Origin of the sequence: Sinorhizobium sp. NG07B (assembly GCF_002532005.1) — a bacterium.
Classification (GTDB): Bacteria; Pseudomonadota; Alphaproteobacteria; order Rhizobiales; family Rhizobiaceae; genus Sinorhizobium; species Sinorhizobium fredii_C.
In genome coordinates this window covers 168,094-186,015 of sequence record NZ_NWTD01000005.1, presented here as the reverse complement: position 1 = coordinate 186,015, position 17,922 = coordinate 168,094, and the positions used below count along the sequence as shown (strand labels likewise).

General features: G+C 63.9%; 20 protein-coding genes and 1 riboswitch. Of the genes, 11 read left to right on the top strand and 9 right to left on the bottom strand.

The window, feature by feature from the left end:
• The first annotated feature begins 8 nt into the window (after nt 1-8).
• Nucleotides 9-548, top strand: a complete 540-nt coding sequence (locus CO664_RS18770) for a histidine phosphatase family protein (protein WP_097539581.1) — start codon at nt 9-11, stop codon at nt 546-548.
• 12 nt (nt 549-560) lie between these two features.
• On the opposite strand, the gene CO664_RS18765 is transcribed toward CO664_RS18770, so the two are convergent.
• Nucleotides 561-1,109 carry a L,D-transpeptidase gene (locus tag CO664_RS18765; protein ID WP_097539580.1) on the bottom strand — a complete coding sequence of 183 codons (549 nt, stop codon included), beginning with the start codon at nt 1,107-1,109 and terminating at the stop codon, nt 561-563.
• 144 nt (nt 1,110-1,253) lie between these two features.
• On the opposite strand from CO664_RS18765, the gene CO664_RS18760 reads away from it, so the two are divergent.
• The gene (locus tag CO664_RS18760) at nt 1,254-1,937 is read left to right on the top strand and encodes a response regulator transcription factor (protein WP_037390380.1); all 684 of its coding nucleotides are present in this window, start codon (nt 1,254-1,256) and stop codon (nt 1,935-1,937) included.
• Between the two features lie 62 nt (nt 1,938-1,999).
• Nucleotides 2,000-2,455: a Crp/Fnr family transcriptional regulator gene (locus tag CO664_RS18755; protein WP_097539578.1), complete on the top strand. Its 456-nt coding sequence runs from the start codon at nt 2,000-2,002 to the stop codon at nt 2,453-2,455.
• Nucleotides 2,456-2,485: 30 nt separating this feature from the next.
• Here CO664_RS18755 and CO664_RS18750 read toward each other — a convergent pair whose 3' ends face one another.
• The 6 genes from CO664_RS18750 to tesB all read right to left on the bottom strand — a co-directional run bounded on the left by CO664_RS18750 (nt 2,486) and on the right by tesB (nt 10,114).
• Nucleotides 2,486-3,292 (bottom strand): exodeoxyribonuclease III, encoded by an 807-nt coding sequence (locus CO664_RS18750; RefSeq protein WP_097539576.1) that lies wholly within the window; start codon nt 3,290-3,292, stop codon nt 2,486-2,488.
• Between the two features lie 129 nt (nt 3,293-3,421).
• On the bottom strand, nt 3,422-4,084 hold the full coding sequence (locus CO664_RS18745; protein WP_097526216.1) for an outer membrane lipoprotein carrier protein LolA: 663 nt from the start codon (nt 4,082-4,084) through the stop codon (nt 3,422-3,424).
• A 115-nt stretch (nt 4,085-4,199) separates the two neighbouring features.
• Entirely contained in the window at nt 4,200-6,854 is a 2,655-nt protein-coding gene (locus tag CO664_RS18740; RefSeq protein WP_097539575.1) for a DNA translocase FtsK, read from the bottom strand.
• Nucleotides 6,855-7,192: 338 nt separating this feature from the next.
• Nucleotides 7,193-8,617, bottom strand: coding sequence for an ammonium transporter (locus tag CO664_RS18735; protein ID WP_097539573.1), 1,425 nt, complete (start codon nt 8,615-8,617; stop codon nt 7,193-7,195).
• Between the two features lie 27 nt (nt 8,618-8,644).
• Complete coding sequence (locus CO664_RS18730) at nt 8,645-8,983, bottom strand: P-II family nitrogen regulator (RefSeq protein WP_014766401.1); 339 nt, start codon at nt 8,981-8,983, stop codon at nt 8,645-8,647.
• A gap of 252 nt (nt 8,984-9,235) precedes the next feature.
• Nucleotides 9,236-10,114 (bottom strand): acyl-CoA thioesterase II, encoded by an 879-nt coding sequence (gene tesB, locus CO664_RS18725; RefSeq protein WP_097526124.1) that lies wholly within the window; start codon nt 10,112-10,114, stop codon nt 9,236-9,238.
• A gap of 183 nt (nt 10,115-10,297) precedes the next feature.
• Between tesB and CO664_RS18720 the strand changes: the two genes are divergently transcribed.
• Nucleotides 10,298-11,512, top strand: a complete 1,215-nt coding sequence (locus CO664_RS18720; RefSeq protein ID WP_097526125.1) for a ubiquinone biosynthesis hydroxylase — start codon at nt 10,298-10,300, stop codon at nt 11,510-11,512.
• 21 nt (nt 11,513-11,533) lie between these two features.
• On the opposite strand, the gene CO664_RS18715 is transcribed toward CO664_RS18720, so the two are convergent.
• Nucleotides 11,534-11,740 (bottom strand): DUF1737 domain-containing protein, encoded by a 207-nt coding sequence (locus CO664_RS18715; protein WP_097526126.1) that lies wholly within the window; start codon nt 11,738-11,740, stop codon nt 11,534-11,536.
• Nucleotides 11,737-12,642, bottom strand: coding sequence for a CoA ester lyase (locus CO664_RS18710; RefSeq protein ID WP_097539572.1), 906 nt, complete (start codon nt 12,640-12,642; stop codon nt 11,737-11,739). Before CO664_RS18710 ends, CO664_RS18715 begins: the two co-directional genes overlap by 4 nt.
• 101 nt (nt 12,643-12,743) lie before the next feature.
• Here CO664_RS18710 and CO664_RS18705 point away from each other — a divergent pair, with 101 nt between their 5' ends.
• From CO664_RS18705 to CO664_RS18675, 7 genes are all read left to right on the top strand, one after another.
• Entirely contained in the window at nt 12,744-12,986 is a 243-nt protein-coding gene (locus CO664_RS18705) for a hypothetical protein (RefSeq protein WP_097526128.1), read from the top strand.
• 123 nt (nt 12,987-13,109) lie between these two features.
• The gene (gene leuD, locus CO664_RS18700; protein WP_097526129.1) at nt 13,110-13,715 is read left to right on the top strand and encodes a 3-isopropylmalate dehydratase small subunit; all 606 of its coding nucleotides are present in this window, start codon (nt 13,110-13,112) and stop codon (nt 13,713-13,715) included.
• Nucleotides 13,716-13,726: 11 nt separating this feature from the next.
• Nucleotides 13,727-14,107 carry a RidA family protein gene (locus CO664_RS18695; RefSeq protein ID WP_097526130.1) on the top strand — a complete coding sequence of 127 codons (381 nt, stop codon included), beginning with the start codon at nt 13,727-13,729 and terminating at the stop codon, nt 14,105-14,107.
• Between the two features lie 48 nt (nt 14,108-14,155).
• Complete coding sequence (locus CO664_RS18690) at nt 14,156-14,995, top strand: MoxR family ATPase (protein WP_097526131.1); 840 nt, start codon at nt 14,156-14,158, stop codon at nt 14,993-14,995.
• A complete protein-coding gene (locus tag CO664_RS31705) occupies nt 14,992-15,291 on the top strand; it encodes an NUDIX domain-containing protein (protein WP_337441822.1) in 300 nt (99 codons plus the stop codon). The genes CO664_RS18690 and CO664_RS31705 overlap by 4 nt, the downstream gene beginning before the upstream one ends.
• A 336-nt stretch (nt 15,292-15,627) precedes the next feature.
• Nucleotides 15,628-15,705: riboswitch (SAM riboswitch) on the top strand.
• Nucleotides 15,706-15,766: 61 nt separating this feature from the next.
• Entirely contained in the window at nt 15,767-16,690 is a 924-nt protein-coding gene (gene metA / locus CO664_RS18680; protein ID WP_097526132.1) for a homoserine O-succinyltransferase, read from the top strand.
• Nucleotides 16,690-17,874 (top strand): VWA domain-containing protein, encoded by a 1,185-nt coding sequence (locus tag CO664_RS18675; RefSeq protein ID WP_097526133.1) that lies wholly within the window; start codon nt 16,690-16,692, stop codon nt 17,872-17,874. The genes metA and CO664_RS18675 overlap by 1 nt, the downstream gene beginning before the upstream one ends.
• The last annotated feature ends 48 nt before the right edge of the window (nt 17,875-17,922 follow it).

Sequence of the window (17,922 nt, the reverse complement as noted above, 5' to 3'; positions counted from 1 at the left end):
AGAACCTCATGGCTGATCACGACAAGACCGCCGCACGGCGCCTGATGCTGCTCCGCCATGCGAAATCCGCCTGGCCCGAAGGCGTGGCCGACCATCGCCGGCCGCTCGCCGGGCGCGGGCGAAAGGCTGCCCCGGTGATTGGCGCCTATATGGCCGAGCAGGGCCTCGTGCCGGATCTGGCGCTTGTTTCCACGGCGCGACGCGCCCAGGAGACCTGGGAACTGGTGGCCGAGGCGTTGCCGGCCAGCGTCGACTCCCGTGACGCCGTCGGGATCTACGAGGTCGCGGCCAAAGCCATTCTCGGCGTGATACGGGGCGTGGAGCCGTCGGTGCGCAGCCTCCTCCTCGTCGGGCACAATCCAGGCATGGAGGAGCTTGCACTGCTCCTTGCCGGCGAGGGCGAGGCGCTGCCGCGCCTGCGTGAAAAATTTCCCACGGCCGCCCTCGCGGTCATCGATTTCGATGCCGGGCAATGGTCGGAGATCGAGCCCGGCAGCGGCCGCCTCGTCCGGTTCGTGACGCCGCGCATGCTCAAGCAGAAGCAATGACGGTCTTCGCGGCTATGCCACCCGGACAGCCGTTCCCCGGCGCATATGCCTCAGCAGCCGCTTCATCGCCGGCAAGCTGACGGCGATGCAGCCTTGCGTCGGCTCATAACCGGGGCGAATGAGATGAAAGAAGATCGCCGAGCCGGCTTGTCGCCGCCTGGACAAGATGTTCCAATCCATGACGAGGCAGATGTCGTATAGTCCGTCATCGCGCATCATCGCCTCGTGGCTTGCGGCAAACGGTGCCCTGACGGGGCGGTTGTAGGAGGCGTGGCCCGGCGCGTCGCACCAGAGCATGTCGCGGCGGATCCTGCGGATCGGCAGCCGTGTCGGCGGCAGGGACACGCGGTCCCGGCGCGCGAACCCGCCGATCAGCCTCATCGTCGCCCGCGGCGTTGCGCCATCGCCTTCCCGCTTCATGGCCGTGAGGCCGCTTCGCCCGATCGCCGCCTGCTCGGTCTTTCCGTCGAAGCTCAGAAGCGCGCGGCGGCGATCGCGCGGCGCAGTGCGCACCACAATGGTGGATTTCCGCGATCTTACTCCCGACGTTTTCTTGCGCATTATTCTCACAAATTCTTGCTTTGCCCGTGATCTCGCGGCCACCCTAAGCACGGTTCCAAGGCGACAAGATTGCGCGGCCGCCGCGCTTTGCCAAGGGCGGCATTTGAGCTAGTTTGAAATTCAGGAAGCAACAGGAACTGTCCCATGGCGACGCGCACTATCCTCCTTGTCGACGATGACAATGACCTGCGTGAGACGTTGATAGAGCAGCTCTCTCTTTACGAGGAGTTCGACCTCCTGCAGGAAGCGACCGCCGGCAAGGGTATCCAGACGGCGCGCGCCCGCCAGGTGGACCTGTTGATCATGGATGTCGGCCTGCCGGACATGGACGGCCGCGAGGCGGTGAAGCTGTTGCGCAAGAGCGGATTCAAGGCGCCGATCATCATGCTGACCGGTCACGATACCGATTCGGACACGATCCTCGGGCTCGAGGCCGGCGCCAACGACTATGTCACCAAGCCCTTCCGTTTCGCCGTGCTGCTGGCCCGTATCCGCGCCCAGCTGCGCCAGCATGAGCAGAGCGAGGACGCTACCTTCAGCGTCGGTCCCTACACGTTCAAGCCGAGCCAAAAATTGCTGACGTTGGATAACGGCCAGAAGATCCGGCTGACCGAGAAGGAGGCGGCGATCATCCGCTACCTTTACCGGGCCGACCAGAAGGTGGTGACCCGCGACGTCCTGCTCGAGGAGGTCTGGGGCTATAATTCCGGCGTGACGACCCACACGCTCGAGACGCATGTCTACCGGCTGCGCCAGAAAATCGAACGCGACCCTTCCAATGCCGAGATTTTGGTGACAGAGAACGGCGGCTACAAGATCGTTCCGTAAGGCGGGATTTGCGGGTTTTCCCCTCCCCATCTTGCTCGTAGGTGAGTCAGGAGAATTGCTGCGTGACGCTCAATGACGACATCGCGCTTCTGTCCAACGTCTCGCTCTTCGCCGATATCGGCGACGACAAGCTTCGGCTGATCGCCTTCGGCGCCGAGCGTCGTCGCGTGGCGAAGGGCCACGAGCTCTTTCGCGAAGGGGCGCCGGCGGACTGCGCCTATGCGGTCGCCGCCGGGAGCTTTTCGCTCTCCAAGCTCAATGCCGAGGGCCGGCCGCAGCAGGTCGACAGCGTCGGCCGCGGCGCTCTGCTATCGGAACTGGCGCTGATCTCGATGGTCGAGCGCAAGTTCACCGCGACCGCGGACGAGGACAGCGAGGTGATCCGCATCAACCGGCCGCTTTTCCGCCGCATGCTGGAAGAATACCCGGAGGTGACGGCAATGGTCGAAGCCCGGATCCGCGACAATCTGCAGGCGATGATCCGCCGCGTCGAGGCGCTCGCCGAACGTTTTGCCTAGTCGAAGATGCTTCCCAAGCGCGTGGCGATCTCAAAGCTCGAAATGCGCAATCACCGGCACATGGTCCGAGGGGCGCTCCCAGCCGCGTGCTTCCCGGAGGATGTCGACGCGCAGGAGTTTCGTCGCGAGATCGGCCGAGGACCAGATATGGTCGAGGCGGCGGCCGCGGTCGGCGGCGGCCCAGTCCTTGGCCCGGTAGCTCCACCAGGTGTAGAGCCTCTCGGGCGGCGGGGTGTGCTGGCGCATCAGGTCGACCCAGGCGCCGCCGGTCATGACGGTGGTGAGCCCGTCGGTTTCGACGGGCGTGTGGCTGACGATCTTCAGGAGCTGCTTGTGCGACCAGACGTCGTGCTCGAGCGGCGCGATGTTGAGGTCGCCGACCAGAATCGAGGAAATGCCCGCCTCGGCCTCGGCGTGCAACAGCTTCATCTCGTCGACAAAATCGAGCTTGTGGCCGAATTTCGGGTTGATGGTGCGATCCGGCTCGTCGCCGCCGGCCGGCACATAGAAATTGTGCAGGCGGATGGTCTTGCCGCCGGCTGCGAAGACGACGGAGAGATGGCGTGCATCGCCGACGCCGCAATAGTCGCGGCGATCGGTCAATTCGGTCAGCGGCAGGCGGGAAATGGTCGCAACGCCGTGATAGCCCTTCTGCCCGTGCATTTCGATGTAGTTGTAGCCGAGCTTCTTCAAAGGTGCGGACGGAAACTGATCGTCCGGGCACTTGGTCTCCTGCAGGCAGAGGATGTCGGGCTGCCAATTCATCAGCAGATGCTCCACGAGCGGCATGCGCAGGCGGACGGAGTTGATGTTCCACGTGGCGATGGAAAGCGGCATTCTCATTCCTCTGAATAGCGGGATGTCCGGCAGTACGGGCGTTCTAAGCAGGTCCGGGGCCAATCGACAAGCATGAAAAAGGCCGCCCGAAGGCGGCCCTGGAGTCCTGTCGCGGCCACGCGCCTATGGCTATTTGCCGCCCTTGTTGCGCACCTCGTCATAGGGAATGCGGAACACCTTGTCGTCCAGTGCGATGCCGGTCTGCACGTTGAAGATCATCACCGAGGTGTCTTTCTTCTGCGCGTCGGTGATCGTCCATTGCCTGAGATTGTAGGTCCGCGGGTCGAACATCATGGTGATGGTCGAGTCGCCGAAGATCGAGCGGTCGCCGAGCACGATGGTGATGAGGTCGGGTTCGACCCGGACGTCGCGCACCATGCGGCTGCGGAGATCGATCCGCTCGCTCAGAAGCAGATTGAGCGGCGTCTTCGACAAGGGATAGATGTCCCAGGTCTTCAGCTTCATATTGCCGATGACCACCGACCGTCCGTCGGCGATGACGCGCATCGGCGACGGCGCCTCGTAGTTGAAGCGGATGCGGCCGGGGCGGCGGATGTAGAACTTTCCGCCGGTCTGCTCGCCGCGCGGACCGAACTGGACGAATTCGCCCGCCATCGTCTTCACCGATGAAAAATGATCGGCGATCTTCTGGGCGACGGCGGGGGCCTGCGCCGAAGCGGGGGCCGCGTCCAGCGTCGTGCCGGCGATGCCTGCGAGCGCTGCCAGGCCGCAAACGAAGACGCGCCGCGAGATCGCCCGAGTGTCGCCGCCGCCGTTTCTTGTCTCTGTCATCGCAGTCTCCTTCATATCAGCGTCATTTGGAGCGCAAGTGGGGCGCCTTCAAGGCGTTATCTGCTGCCGCGGCGGCCCGCCTCTCAAATGACCGTTACCGGCCGGTCTTTCAGACTTACCGGCCCGTGATCTCCGCCTCGGTCGGCACCAGGATTTCGCGCTTGCCGGCATGGTTGGCCGGACCGATGATGCCTTCCTGCTCCATCCGCTCGATCAGCGATGCCGCCCTATTATAGCCGATGCCGAGGCGCCGCTGCACGTAGGAGGTCGAGGCCTTGCCGTCACGCAGCACGATCGCCACCGCCTGGTCGTAGGGGTCCTCGGAATCGGCAAGGTTCGAGGTGCCGGCCGGTCCGCCGCCGTCGTTCTCCTCGTCGTCGTCCTCGGTGATCGCGTCGAGATATTGCGGCACCCCTTGCGTCTTCAGATAGGCGACCACCTCTTCCACTTCGGTGTCGGAGACGAAGGGGCCGTGGACGCGCTGGATGCGCCCCCCGCCGGCCATGTAGAGCATGTCGCCCTGGCCCAGCAGCTGCTCGGCACCCTGTTCGCCGAGAATGGTGCGGCTGTCGATCTTCGAGGTCACCTGGAAGGAGATGCGGGTCGGGAAGTTCGCCTTGATCGTGCCGGTGATGACGTCGACCGACGGGCGCTGCGTCGCCATGATGACGTGGATGCCGGCGGCGCGCGCCATCTGGGCGAGCCGCTGTACCGCCCCTTCGATGTCCTTGCCGGCGACCATCATCAGGTCGGCCATCTCGTCGATGATGACGACGATATAAGGCATCGGCGAAAGGTCGAATTCTTCGGTCTCATAGACGGCTTCGCCGGTCTGGCGGTCGAAGCCGGTCTGGACGGTGCGGGTGATCGCTTCGCCCTTCAACAGCGCCTGCTCGACGCGGGTGTTGAAGCCGTCGATGTTGCGGACGCCGATCTTCGACATCTTCTTGTAGCGCTCTTCCATCTCGCGCACGGTCCATTTGAGCGCGACGACGGCCTTTTTCGGGTCGGTGACGACCGGCGAGAGCAGATGCGGAATGCCGTCATAGACGGAAAGCTCGAGCATCTTCGGATCGATCATGATCAGCCGGCACTGGTCGGGGGTGAGCCGATAGAGCAGCGACAGGATCATCGTGTTGATTGCCACCGACTTGCCCGAGCCGGTGGTGCCGGCGACGAGCAGATGCGGCATCTTGGCGAGGTCGGCGACGACCGGTTCGCCGCCGATCGTCTTGCCGAGCGCCATGGCGAGCTTGGTCTTGGTGGTCTCGAAGTCGCGCGAGCCGATCAGCTCGCGCAGATAGACCATTTCGCGCCGCTGGTTCGGCAGTTCGATGCCGATGGCGTTGCGGCCCGGCACGACGGCGACGCGGGCGGCGATCGCGCTCATCGAGCGGGCGATGTCGTCGGCAAGGCCGATGACGCGCGACGACTTGATGCCGGGCGCCGGTTCGAGTTCGTAGAGGGTGACCACGGGGCCGGGGCGGACATGGATGATCTCGCCCTTGACGCCGAAATCCTCGAGCACGCCTTCGAGCATGCGGGCATTCTGTTCGAGCGCATCGGCCGAAAGCGAGGCGTCGCGCGCCACATTCTTCGGCTCGGCGAGGAAATGGATCGGCGGCAGCGCGAAGTCGCCGTCATCCTCGACGAAGGAGCGCTGGGCTTCCCGTTCGACGCGCTGTCCGCTCTTCGGCCGTGCCGGCGGCGGAGCGACCCGCGAGCCGCCTATCGCGACCATCGGCTTGGCGGGGGCCGGTCTCGGCGCCCAGTCGGCGGCAATATCGTCCTCGTCGTCCGGCAGGATGCCGGCGGGGCGGGGCTCGTCGATGTCGAAGGGCGGGTCGTCTTCGTCGGCGACGATCGGCGGCGGCGTGACGACGCGGCGTTCGGCACGCTCGAGCGACGGTTCGATGCGCGCGCCGCCCACCTGCGCCTTCGGCCGGACCGGCTCGTTGAGGGTGCCGAACTCGTCGTTGTTGAAATCATAGGGCTCGTCGTACTGGCGCTTGGCGCGGCTGGCGCTCATGCCGATGGCCCGCCGCAGCCGGGCCTGTGCCGTGAAGCGCATATGAGCGAGAGAACCCATCAGCAGGGTCAGCGGACCTTCGTCGTCCTCATCCTCGAGTTCTTCGCGGATAGTGCGCGCCTTGCTGGGAACGGGTTCGGGTGCCTGCTCCTCTTCCGCCTCGTCGCTGACGCCGATCAGGCCGGCGCTGAAGATCAGCGCCCAGGCCGCCGGCCCGGCGAAGAGGCAGGCGAGAACGGTCGCGAAGGTGCCGGTCGGGAACGTGCCGGTGAAGAGGGCTGGGAAACGCAGGATCATGTCGCCGAAGACGCCGCCGAGACCGTTCGGCAATGGCCAGGTGATCGGCGCCGGCACGCAACTCAAGGCGGCGCTTGCGAGCACCGAGCCGACGAACCAAAGGCAGAACCGCTTCACGACCTTGTCGAAGGGCTTGTTGCCGATGAGCACGAGCGCCCAGGCGACGGCCGGCAGCAGCGCCACGACGCTTGCCAGGCCGAAGAATTGCATGAAGATGTCGGCAAAGGCGGCGCCAGCATAGCCGAGCAGGTTGGTCGGCTCCTCCGAGGTGGCATAGGAGAAGCTCGGATCGGCAACGTTCCAGGTCGAAAGAGCGGCAACGGCGAGCGCCAGGGTGCCGAACAGCGCAAAACCCGCCAGCGACGCGGTCTGGCGCCAGAGGAAGGTGGTCAGCACGAACCGGTTGTTACGGCTGTCAAGCGTTGCGGGGTTGCTTCTGCTCATATTGCCTGCTGTCCGTTTCGATCCGCCGGAGCGCCACGCATTTTGCGAGTAACGGTGGGAACATTCCAGCCATTGATTGCAGAACATCCTTGCCCGACCCCAACCGGTTTCGGCGCAGAATGCTCCGGGCACATTGCGTGCCATGGAATCAACCTAAGCGTAGTAGGGTTAATGCGACATTAACCATGCGCGTGTGGCGCCGAATTACCGGTGGATAGGCCGGTCGAGGAACAAAAAAAGCCCGGATCGCGAGATCCGGGCGAAAGGCGATCCACGAAATATGCGGATCGCGACGGGACTTTTGGCGGCGCCGTTTTTTGCCGGCGCCGCAATCGCGCTTAGCTGGCGTGGTAGGCGGCCTCGCCGTGCGAGGAGAGGTCGAGGCCTTCGCGCTCCGCTTCGACCGAGACGCGCAGGCCGACGATCGCATCGACCACCTTGAAGAGGATGGCGGAACCGATACCGGACCAGACGACGGTGACGAGGACGCCCTTCAGCTGCGCCCAGACCTGCGTTGCCGTGCCGGCGTAGCCGGCGGCGAAGTCGGCGGTCGAATAGTCAACGATGCCTGCACCGCCGAGCGCCGGATTGACGAGGATGCCGGTTGCGATCGCACCGAGGATGCCGCCGACGCCGTGGATGCCGAAGACGTCGAGGCTGTCGTCATAGTGGAACTTGTTCTTCACCACGTCGACGAAGAAGTAGCAGACCGGCGAGACGGCGAGGCCGAGCACGATCGCGCCCATCGGGCCGGCAAAGCCGGCGGCCGGGGTCACCGCGACGAGACCGGCAACGGCACCCGAGGCGGCACCGAGCATCGAAGCCTTGCCGCGGACGAGCGTTTCGACGACGGCCCAGGAGATGATCGCAGCTGCGGTCGCCAGGAAGGTGTTGATCATGGCGAGGGCCGCGTAAGCATTGGCTTCGAGGTTCGAGCCGGCATTGAAGCCGAACCAGCCGACCCACAGCAGCGAGGCGCCGACCATGGTGAGCGTCATCGAATGCGGAGCCATGATCTCTTTCTTGTAGCCCGTGCGCTTGCCGAGCATGATCGCGCCGACGAGGCCCGCGATGCCGGCATTGATGTGGACGACGGTACCGCCGGCGAAATCGATCGCGCCGAAGGAGAAGATCAGGCCGGTCGGGGCCGTATAGGCGCTCGGGCCGCCCCAGAACCAGACCATGTGGGCGACCGGGAAGTAGACGAAGGTGACCCACAGGATGACGAACAGCATGACGGCCGAGAACTTGATGCGCTCGGCGAAGGCGCCGACGATCAGCGCCGGGGTGATGCAGGCGAAGGTCATCTGGAAGACGACGAAGACGTATTCGGGGATGAAGACGCCCTTCGAGAAGCTTTCCGCAAGCGTCGTCGTGTCAACGCCGGCCAGGAACATTTTCGAGAAGCCGCCGATGAACGAGTTGAGCGAGCCGCCATCGGTGAAGGCCAGCGAATAGCCGTAGGTCACCCAGATGATCATCACCACGGCGGTGATCATCAGAACCTGCATCAGCACCGACAGCATGTTCTTGGCGCGCACGAGACCGCCATAGAAGAGCGCGAGACCGGGAACGGTCATCAAGAGGACGAGGATGGTCGACAACAGCATCCAGGTGGTATCGCCCTTGTCCGGAACCGGCGTTGCTGCGACGGCCTCGGCAGCGGCGGGCGCCGCCTCCTGGGCGAAGGCAACGACCGGCGCGAGCAAGGCGGCAGCAGCGGCGCCCACGCGTCGAAGAGAGGAGGAAAGGTAGAATGACATTGAGAAATGCTCCCTGATCGGCGCTGCTTACAACGCTTCTGAATCGGTTTCGCCGGTGCGGATGCGCACGGCGTGGTCAATCGAATAGACGAAGATCTTGCCGTCGCCGATCTGGCCGGTCTTGGCGGCCGAGGCGATCGCGTCGACGGCCTTGTCGACGATCTCCGACGGAACCGCGATCTCGATCTTCAGCTTCGGCAGGAAGCTCACCGCGTATTCGGTGCCACGGTAAATTTCGGTGTGCCCCTTCTGGCGGCCGTAACCCTTCACTTCGGTCACGGTCAAACCCTGGATGCCTACGGCGGTCAGGGCTTCGCGAACCTCATCGAGCTTGAACGGCTTGATAATGGCCATCACAATTTTCATCGGCTTCCCATCCTTGTCTGCCTCCGCGCGGGAGGCCGTCTCTCCTTGCTGCTTAAGCGCGTGAAGCGCTGGGCAACCGAAAAGTCACATTCAAGGGGCGTGCCAGATTCAATTCAGAGGCCGCAAACTCCGGAAAAGACACGAAAAAACCACGATTCCTGCGCCGACGATCGCGGAATGCTAAAAAAGCAGCCAATTGAAAAGCTGATAAAATAGGCAAAAGCCAAAAAATGGCTCAGAACTGGCTATTTTTTACTCAACTGCCTTTTTACGGATCAGGCCTTCCTGTGCCACCGAGGCGATCAGCACGCCGGAACGATCGAACAGGCTGCCGCGCGTCATGCCGCGTGCGCCGTGCGCGCTCGGGCTGTCCTGGGTATAGAGCAGCCAGTCATCCATTTTGGAGGGCCGATGGAACCACATGGCATGGTCGAGGCTCGCGACCTGCAGCGTCCGGTCGAAGACCGAAGTGCCGTGCGCATAGAGCGAGGTATCGAGCAGCGTCATGTCGGAGAGATAGGCAAGCACGGCCGCCTGCAGATGCCGTTCGTCCGGCACCTGGCCGACGGCCTTCACCCAGACGTCCTGCCGCGGCGCGGCCTTGTCGCGCGAGAAATAGTGCTCGAGCGAGGTCGGCCGGATCTCGATCGGCCGCGGCCGTTCCCAATAACGGCGGATCGCTTCCGGTGCATGGACGAGGAATTTCTCCCGCAGTTCCTTTTCGCCCGGCAGGGCTTCCGGCATCGGCACGTCGGGCATGTCGAACTGATGGTCGAAACCGCCCTCGTCGAACTGGAAGGAGGCCGACATGGAGAAGATCGCCTTGCCGTGCTGGATCGCCACGACGCGGCGCGTCGCGAAGCTCGATCCGTCGCGGATGCGGTCGACCTCGTAGATAATCGGCACGGTCGGGTCGCCGGGCCGCAGGAAATAGGCATGCAGCGAATGGACGTAGCGGCCGGCATCCACGGTGCGTTGCGCGGCAACGAGCGCCTGGCCGATCACCTGCCCTCCGAACACCCGCTGCCACCCGACCTGGGGGCTCAAGCCGCGGAACAGATTCTCCTCGAGCTTCTCGAGATCGAGAATGGCGAGAAGCGCATCCATGGGGGTTTCGGCGGGGCGCGACATTTCGGCGGTCTCCTCTACAGCGGCGCGCGTCTTTTCAGACGCGCAAAGGCGGCTGTACACTTTGAGTTGCTGCATGTCTCCTTAAATCGCCCCGACTCAAGGAGACATGCAGCAGTAGGAACGGCGATGGCATTGATCTATATACGCACGGATCGATGCTCAAGTGCGACGGGAGAAGGCGGGATGATCGATGTACTGATTGCCGGAGGCGGTTATGTCGGCCTGTCGCTTGCCGTATCGCTGAAGAAAGCGGCTCCCCATTTCGCCGTGACGGTCGTAGACGGTGCGCCGGAGGACGCCTGGAAAAGGGACGAACGGGCCTCCGCGGTGGCGCTTGCCGCAGAGCGCATGCTCGACGTGCTCGGGGTCTGGAGCGCGATCGCGCCGGAGGCCGAACCGATCCTCCGAATGGTGATCACCGATTCGAAAGCCGCCGATCCCGTCCGTCCGGTGTTCCTGACCTTCGAGGGCGACGGCGGCGAGGGCCGTCCCTTTGCGCATATGGTGCCGAACACCGCGCTGGTCGGCGCCTTGCGCGACGCCTGCCTGGAGCTCGGCGTGGCGATCCGCCAGGCGGCGATGGTCGAGAGCTTCAAGAGCGGCGACCACGCTGTTGCCGTGACGCTCGCCGGCGGCGAGGCGCTCGAGGCGCGGCTGCTGGTCGCCTGCGACGGCGTGCGTTCGAAATTGCGCGAGGCGGCCGGCATCAAGGTCGTCGAGTTCGATTACGGCCAGTCCGGCATCGTGACCACGGTCGAGCACGAGCGGCCGCATGGCGGCACGGCGGAGGAGCATTTCCTGCCGGCCGGCCCCTTCGCCACCCTGCCGCTCAAGAACAATCGCTCCTCGCTCGTCTGGACGGAGAGCAGCTACGATGCCGAAAGGCTGTTGAAAGAGGATGACTTCATTTTCGAGGAGGAGCTGCAGCGCCGCTTCGGCCACAAGCTCGGCCATCTCAAGGTGGTGGGCGGCCGCAGGGCCTTTCCGCTCGGCCTGACGCTGGCGCGCGATTTCGTCGCCCCCCGTTTCGCGCTGGCGGGCGATGCCGCCCACGGCATCCACCCGATCTCCGGCCAGGGCCTCAATCTCGGCTTCAAGGACGTGGCCGCCCTTGCCGAAACGATCGTCGAGGCGGATCGCCTCGGCCTCGATATCGGCTCGCTCGCCGTCCTCGAGCGCTACCAGATCTGGCGGCGCTTCGACACGTTCCGGATGGGCGTGACGACGGATGTGCTGAACCGGCTGTTCTCCAACGACATCACGCCGGTGAGGGTGCTGCGCGACGTCGGCCTCGGCCTCGTCGATCGCCTGCCGTCGCTCAAGAATTTCTTTATCCGCCAGGCGGCCGGCATTGCCGGCGAAGCGGACCCGCGATTGCTGTCGGGGCAGCCTATCTGAGGAAGCGCTCGGGGTTCGGTCTCACTGCTCCGACAGCTTCATATCCGGCTGGTAATCCTTGCCCTCCACCTCTTTCACCACCGCCTGGCCGCATTGCATGTGCTGGGTATCGGCGTTGAAGGCATAGGTGGGCGAGCCGTGCAGGCTCCAACCCTGGTTCAAAGCCGCCGTCACCTTGTGGCAGAACGAAGCGTCGTCGGGGCCTGTCAGAAATCTGTAGAGTATCAAGGTTTCACCTTTCGCCTTTCGATAATGTTCGCTTTCGCGGCGAGTTTCAGCGCCTCGTCGAGATGGAGGCGCTCGACCATGCGGCCGTCGAGATTGATCACGCCCTTGCCGGCATGTTCCGGCCGGGCGAAGGCATCGATGATCGCGCGCGCCTCGTCGAGCGCCGCCTGGTCTATGCCGAAGCAGCGATTGGCTTCGTCGATCTGGGCGGGGTGGATCAGCATCTTGCCGTCGTACCCCATGTCGCGCCCCTGCCGGCACTCGGTCCCAAAACCCTCCGCGTCGCGAAAATCGTTGAAGACCGCGTCGATGGCGTCGAGACCGCTGCCGCGGGCGGCAAGCAGGACCTGCATCAGCCATGGCACGAGATAGGTGCGGCCGGGAAGGGCGGGAACGCCCGTCGCCTTGCGCAGGTCGTTGAGGCCGACGACGAAGCAATCGAGCCGACCGCCGACGGTGCGCCCCATCTCGGCGATCGCCGGCACGTTGATGACACCGCGCGGCGTCTCGATCATCGCCCAGAGCCGCAGGCTTTCGGGCGCGTCGTTGTCGGAGAGCCAATCGAGCACCGCTTGGATGTCGGCAGGGCTTTCGACCTTCGGCAGAAGAATGGCGTCCGGGCGCAGCACGACCGAGGCGGCAAGATCCGCTTCCCGGAATCCCGATTCCGCCACATTGATGCGGATGATCGCTTCGCCGTCGGGACGGTTTGCGGACAGATGGCTGACAAGGGCGTCGCGGGCTTGCGCCTTGTGCTCGGGCGTCACGGCCTCCTCGAGGTCGAAGATCACCGCGTCTGCGGCAAGGTCCTTGATCTTGGCGAGCGCGCGGGGATTGTCGGCAGGAACGCTAAGCACGGAGCGGCGGAGCCGCACGGGATGATGATCTGTCGCACGTGTCATGCAACCCGTTGTGCCCGCCTTTGTTGCCTTGCGCAAGGTCGAAGGCCCCTCTTGCAAGCGGTGCCGCGAGCCACCACATGGCTTAAAGAAAGGTGACGAACATGCAAAGCATCCGCTCTGTTCTTTTCACGGCCGCCGCCATTGCCATCACGGTCGCGGCCTTCGTGCTGACCGCCTCGCTCGCCCTGGCGCTTGCCGGCATCGCCGCCGTCGTCGCGATCGGCAGTGCGATCGCCGCGCGGTTCAGGGCGAAGCCGATGCCGGCACGGGCCCGGGCAAATGCCGGCCAGCAGCGCGAAATGCGGATCTGGAACGACGGGCGCGGCACGATCATCGATCTCTAGAAACGCTCAAAGGACGCTCCAGAAGCGAGACGCCAAGGCCCGCAGCACAGATTCTCCTTCATTTCGGCGCGAAACTGATCTAAACGCTCTCCCAACACTTCCGCTGAAATCGAAGGCTAGACCATGGACAAGTTCGTCAAGCTCACCGGCGTTGCTGCGCCCCTGCCCGTCGTCAACATCGACACGGACATGATCATCCCGAAGGACTACCTGAAGACGATCAAGCGCACCGGCCTCGGCACGGGGCTTTTCGCCGAGGCGCGCTACAACGAGGACGGCACGCCGAACCCCGATTTCGTGCTCAACAAGCCGGCCTATCAGAACGCCAAGATCCTGGTTGCCGGCGACAATTTCGGCTGCGGCTCCTCGCGCGAGCATGCGCCCTGGGCGCTCCTCGATTTCGGCATCCGCTGCGTCATCTCGACGTCTTTCGCCGACATCTTCTACAACAACTGTTTCAAGAACGGCATCCTGCCGATCGTCGTCAGCCAGGCCGACCTCGACAAGCTGATGGACGATGCCAACCGCGGCTCCAATGCCGTCTTGTCTGTCGATCTGGAAGCCCAGGAAATCACCGGCCCGGACGGCGGTTCGATCAAGTTCGAGATCGATGCCTTCAAGCGCCATTGCCTGCTGAACGGCCTCGACGACATCGGCCTGACGCTCGAAAAGGCGGGCGCCATCGACAGCTTCGAGAAGTCGACCGCCGCATCGCGCCCCTGGGCCTGAACGGCTCGCGGATGACGCGCAGGCTGATTTCGACCGGATCGCCCTTCGAGAAGACGGCAGGCTATTCGCGTGCCGTCGTCAAGGGCGACTGGTGCTTCGTCTCCGGCACGACCGGCTACGACTACGCCAGCATGACCATGCCGAAGACGGTCGAGGAACAGGCGCGCAACTGCCTGAAGACGATCGAGGCTGCGCTGAAGGAAGCCGGCTTCTCGCTCTCGGACGTCGTGCGCAATCATTACTACGTCACCGACGCCAGCTTCGCCGACCGGGTCTTCCCGATTTTCGGCGGGGTTTTCGGCGAGATCCGCCCAGCCGCGACGATGGTCGTTTGCGACCTGATCCGCCCGGAAATGCTGATCGAAATCGAGGTCACGGCATTTCGCGGGTGAGGCGGGATCGGTTTTCGCGCATTCATCAACCTCGAGAGTAGCAGGTCCATGCAGTTTGAAGGTACCGCCGACTATATTGCCGACAAGGACCTGATGGTCGCCGTCAATGCGGCGATAAGGCTGGAGCGGCCGCTGCTCGTCAAGGGCGAGCCAGGCACCGGCAAGACCGAGCTCGCCCGCCAGATCGCCGCGGCACTTGGCCTCGACCTCATAGAGTGGAGCGTCAAATCGACCACCAAGGCGCAGCAGGGGCTCTACGATTACGACGCCGTCTCGCGGCTGCGCGACAGCCAGCTCGGCGACGCCCGCGTCAACGACGTGAAGAACTATATCCGCAAGGGCAAGCTCTGGCAGGCTTTCGAGGCGTCGGAAAAGGTGGTGCTGCTGATCGACGAGATCGACAAGGCGGACATTGAATTTCCCAACGACCTCTTGCAGGAACTCGACCGGATGGAGTTCCACGTCTACGAGACCGGCGAGACGATCCGCGCGCGGCACCGGCCGATCGTCGTCATCACTTCGAACAACGAAAAGGAACTGCCGGACGCCTTCCTGCGCCGCTGCTTCTTCCACTATATCCGCTTTCCCGATGCCGAGACGCTCGCCCGCATCGTCGAGGTCCACTATCCGGGCATCCGCAAGACCCTGCTATCGGCGGCCCTTGCCGCCTTCTACGGCATCCGCGAGGTGCCGGGGCTCAAAAAGAAGCCCTCGACCTCCGAGGCTCTCGACTGGATCCGCCTTCTGGTCGCCGATGAGATCGATCCGGCCGACCTGCGCGCCGATCCAAAATCGATGCTGCCGAAGCTGCACGGCGCCCTTTTAAAGAACGAGCAGGACGTGCACCTGTTCGAGCGCCTGGCCTTCATGGCGCGCCGCGACGCATGAGCCCGGACGCGCAAAAGGTCCTGATCTACGCCACCTGGCGGGGTTCGCTGCTGGTCTTCGACGAACCGGATTTTCCCGAAATCGAGCTGCAGGTGCCGGGCGGCACGATTGAGCCGGGCGAGAGCCCGGAAGGCGCGGCCCCTCGGGAATTTTTCGAGGAGACCGGGCTCACGCTGCCGGACACGGCGACGCAATTCGCCACCCGGGATTTTCGCTACGGGAAAGGTGATAGGGAAATCTGCCATCGCCGCCACTATTTCCACGTCGCCCTTGAAGGCGAACAGCGGCAAACATGACTGCATCACGAAATGACGCCGGACGGCGGTGGAGCGCCGATCCGCTTCCGCTTCTTTTGGATGAGCCCCGACAAGGCCGTCACGCGTCTGGGGTACGGAATGCAGGAAGGTCTGGACTTGCTGCAGTGCGCGACGCTTCGCCCTTTTCCTCGGGTTTGCCCCTCTCCTCGGGCTTAACCCGAGGACTAGCCCCCGCTCGCGGGGGGGGGAGAGCTTGGGCGCCGCCGCGAGTCCCTTCTCCCCGTTGAACGGGGAGAGGTGGCCGGCAGGCCGGATGAGGGGCCGCAAACCCCAAGACTCCTTTTCCATTGACCACCTGCCCCGCGCCACGCTATCAAACGATCCTGTGGTGATTTGGCCGGCCGGCTTGCAGCCACGTTAAAGAAATCGCTAAAGGGCCGAGGAAAGAACGGATTTCCGAGGACCGGTCGCGATCATCTCGCCGCCGGTTTTTTTGTATTGATCGAGTGGAACCATGCCCATCAAGATTCCCGATACGCTGCCCGCCTTCGAAACGCTCGTCAACGAGGGCGTGCGGGTGATGACCGAGACGGCGGCGGTCCGCCAGGACATCCGGCCGCTGCAGATCGGGCTCTTGAACCTGATGCCGAACAAGATCAAGACGGAAATCCAGATCGCCCGGCTGATCGGCGCGACGCCGCTGCAGGTGGAGCTGACGCTGGTGCGCATCGGCGGCTACCGGCCGAAGAACACGCCAGAGGAGCATCTCTTCGCCTTCTACGAGACCTGGGAGGAGGTCAAGGGCCGCAAGTTCGACGGCTTCATCATCACCGGCGCCCCGGTCGAGACGCTCGACTATGAAGAGGTCACCTATTGGGACGAGCTCAAGCGCATCTTCGACTGGACGGAAACGCATGTGCACTCGACGCTGAACGTCTGTTGGGGCGCGATGGCGGGGATCTACCACTTTCACGGTGTTCCGAAATATCCGCTCAAGGAAAAGGCCTTCGGCGTCTATCGCCACCAGAACCTCAAGCCCTCGTCGGTCTATCTGAACGGCTTTTCCGATGACTTCGCCGTCCCCGTGTCGCGCTGGACCGAGGTGCGCCGCGCCGATATCGACCGGGTTCCGAGCCTCGAGATCCTGATGGAATCGAAGGAGATGGGCGTTTGCCTGGTGCACGAGAAGAAGGGCAACCGGCTCTACATGTTCAATCATGTCGAATATGATTCAACTTCGCTTTCGGACGAATATTTCCGCGACGTCGATGCCGGCGTGCCGATCAAGCTGCCGCACGACTACTTTCCGCACAATGATTCGACCCTGCCGCCGCAGAACCGCTGGCGCAGCCATGCGCATCTCTTCTTCGGCAACTGGATCAACGAGATGTACCAGACGACACCCTACGAGCTCGAAAAGATCGGCAGCGGAGAGTGATGTTCATCCCCTTCTTCCTCGAACTGAAGGCAGAGAAGATCCCGGTGACGCTTCGGGAGTTTCTGTCGCTGATCGAGGGAATGGAGAAGGGGATCGCCGCCTTTGACGTGGAGGCCTTCTATTTTCTGGCGCGCACGGCGCTGATCAAGGACGAGCGCTACATCGACCGCTTCGACCGGGTGTTCCGGCATTGCTTCGCCGGGCTCCAAGCGGTTTCCCCGTCGCAGAATGTTGCCGAAGTGGCGATCCCCGAGGAATGGCTGAAGAAGCTCGCCGAGAAATATCTGACCGAGGAGGAGAAGAAGCTCGTCGAGGCGCTCGGCGGTTTCGACAGGCTGATGGAGACGCTGCGCCAGCGGCTTGCCGAGCAGACCGGCCGTCACCAGGGCGGCTCGAAATGGATCGGCACGGCCGGCACCTCGCCCTTCGGCGCCTATGGCTACAATCCCGAAGGTATCAGGATCGGCCAGGAAGGCTCGCGTCATCGGCGTGCGGTCAAGGTCTGGGACCGGCGCGAGTTCAAGGACTACGACGACACAGTCGAGCTCGGTACCCGCAACATCAAGGTGGCGCTGAAGCGGCTCAGGCGCTGGGTGCGCCAAGGGGCGGCCGACGAACTCGACCTCTCCGGCACGATCCGTTCCACCGCCGAGCACGGCTATCTCGACGTGGTCACCCGGCCGGAGCGCCGCAATGCCGTCAAGCTCCTGATGTTCTTCGACGTCGGCGGATCGATGGACGACCACATCCGCATCGTCGAGGAGCTGTTCTCGGCGGCCCGCGCCGAGTTCCGCCAGATGGACTATTTCTACTTCCACAATTGCGTCTATGAGGGCCTGTGGAAGGACAATCGCCGCCGCCGCGCCGACATTACCCGCACCACGGAGGTCCTGCGCACCTATGGCAGCGATTACCGCGCCATCTTCGTGGGCGACGCCGCGATGAGCCCCTACGAGATCAGCCATCCGGGCGGCTCGGTCGAGCACTGGAACGACGAAGCGGGGGCGCTCTGGCTCGAGCGCCTGACGGCGCATTTCCCGCGGTCGATCTGGCTCAACCCGGTGCCGGAGAGCCATTGGCGCCATACCCATTCGATCGGCGTGATCCGCGCGCTCTTTCACGGGCGGATGTTCCCGCTGACGCTCGCCGGCCTGCAGGCGGCGACCAAAGAATTGTCGCGTTGAAAAGTGTGACTTTCCGGTTGCCGCCCCGCCGGAAATGACGCAGTTTGT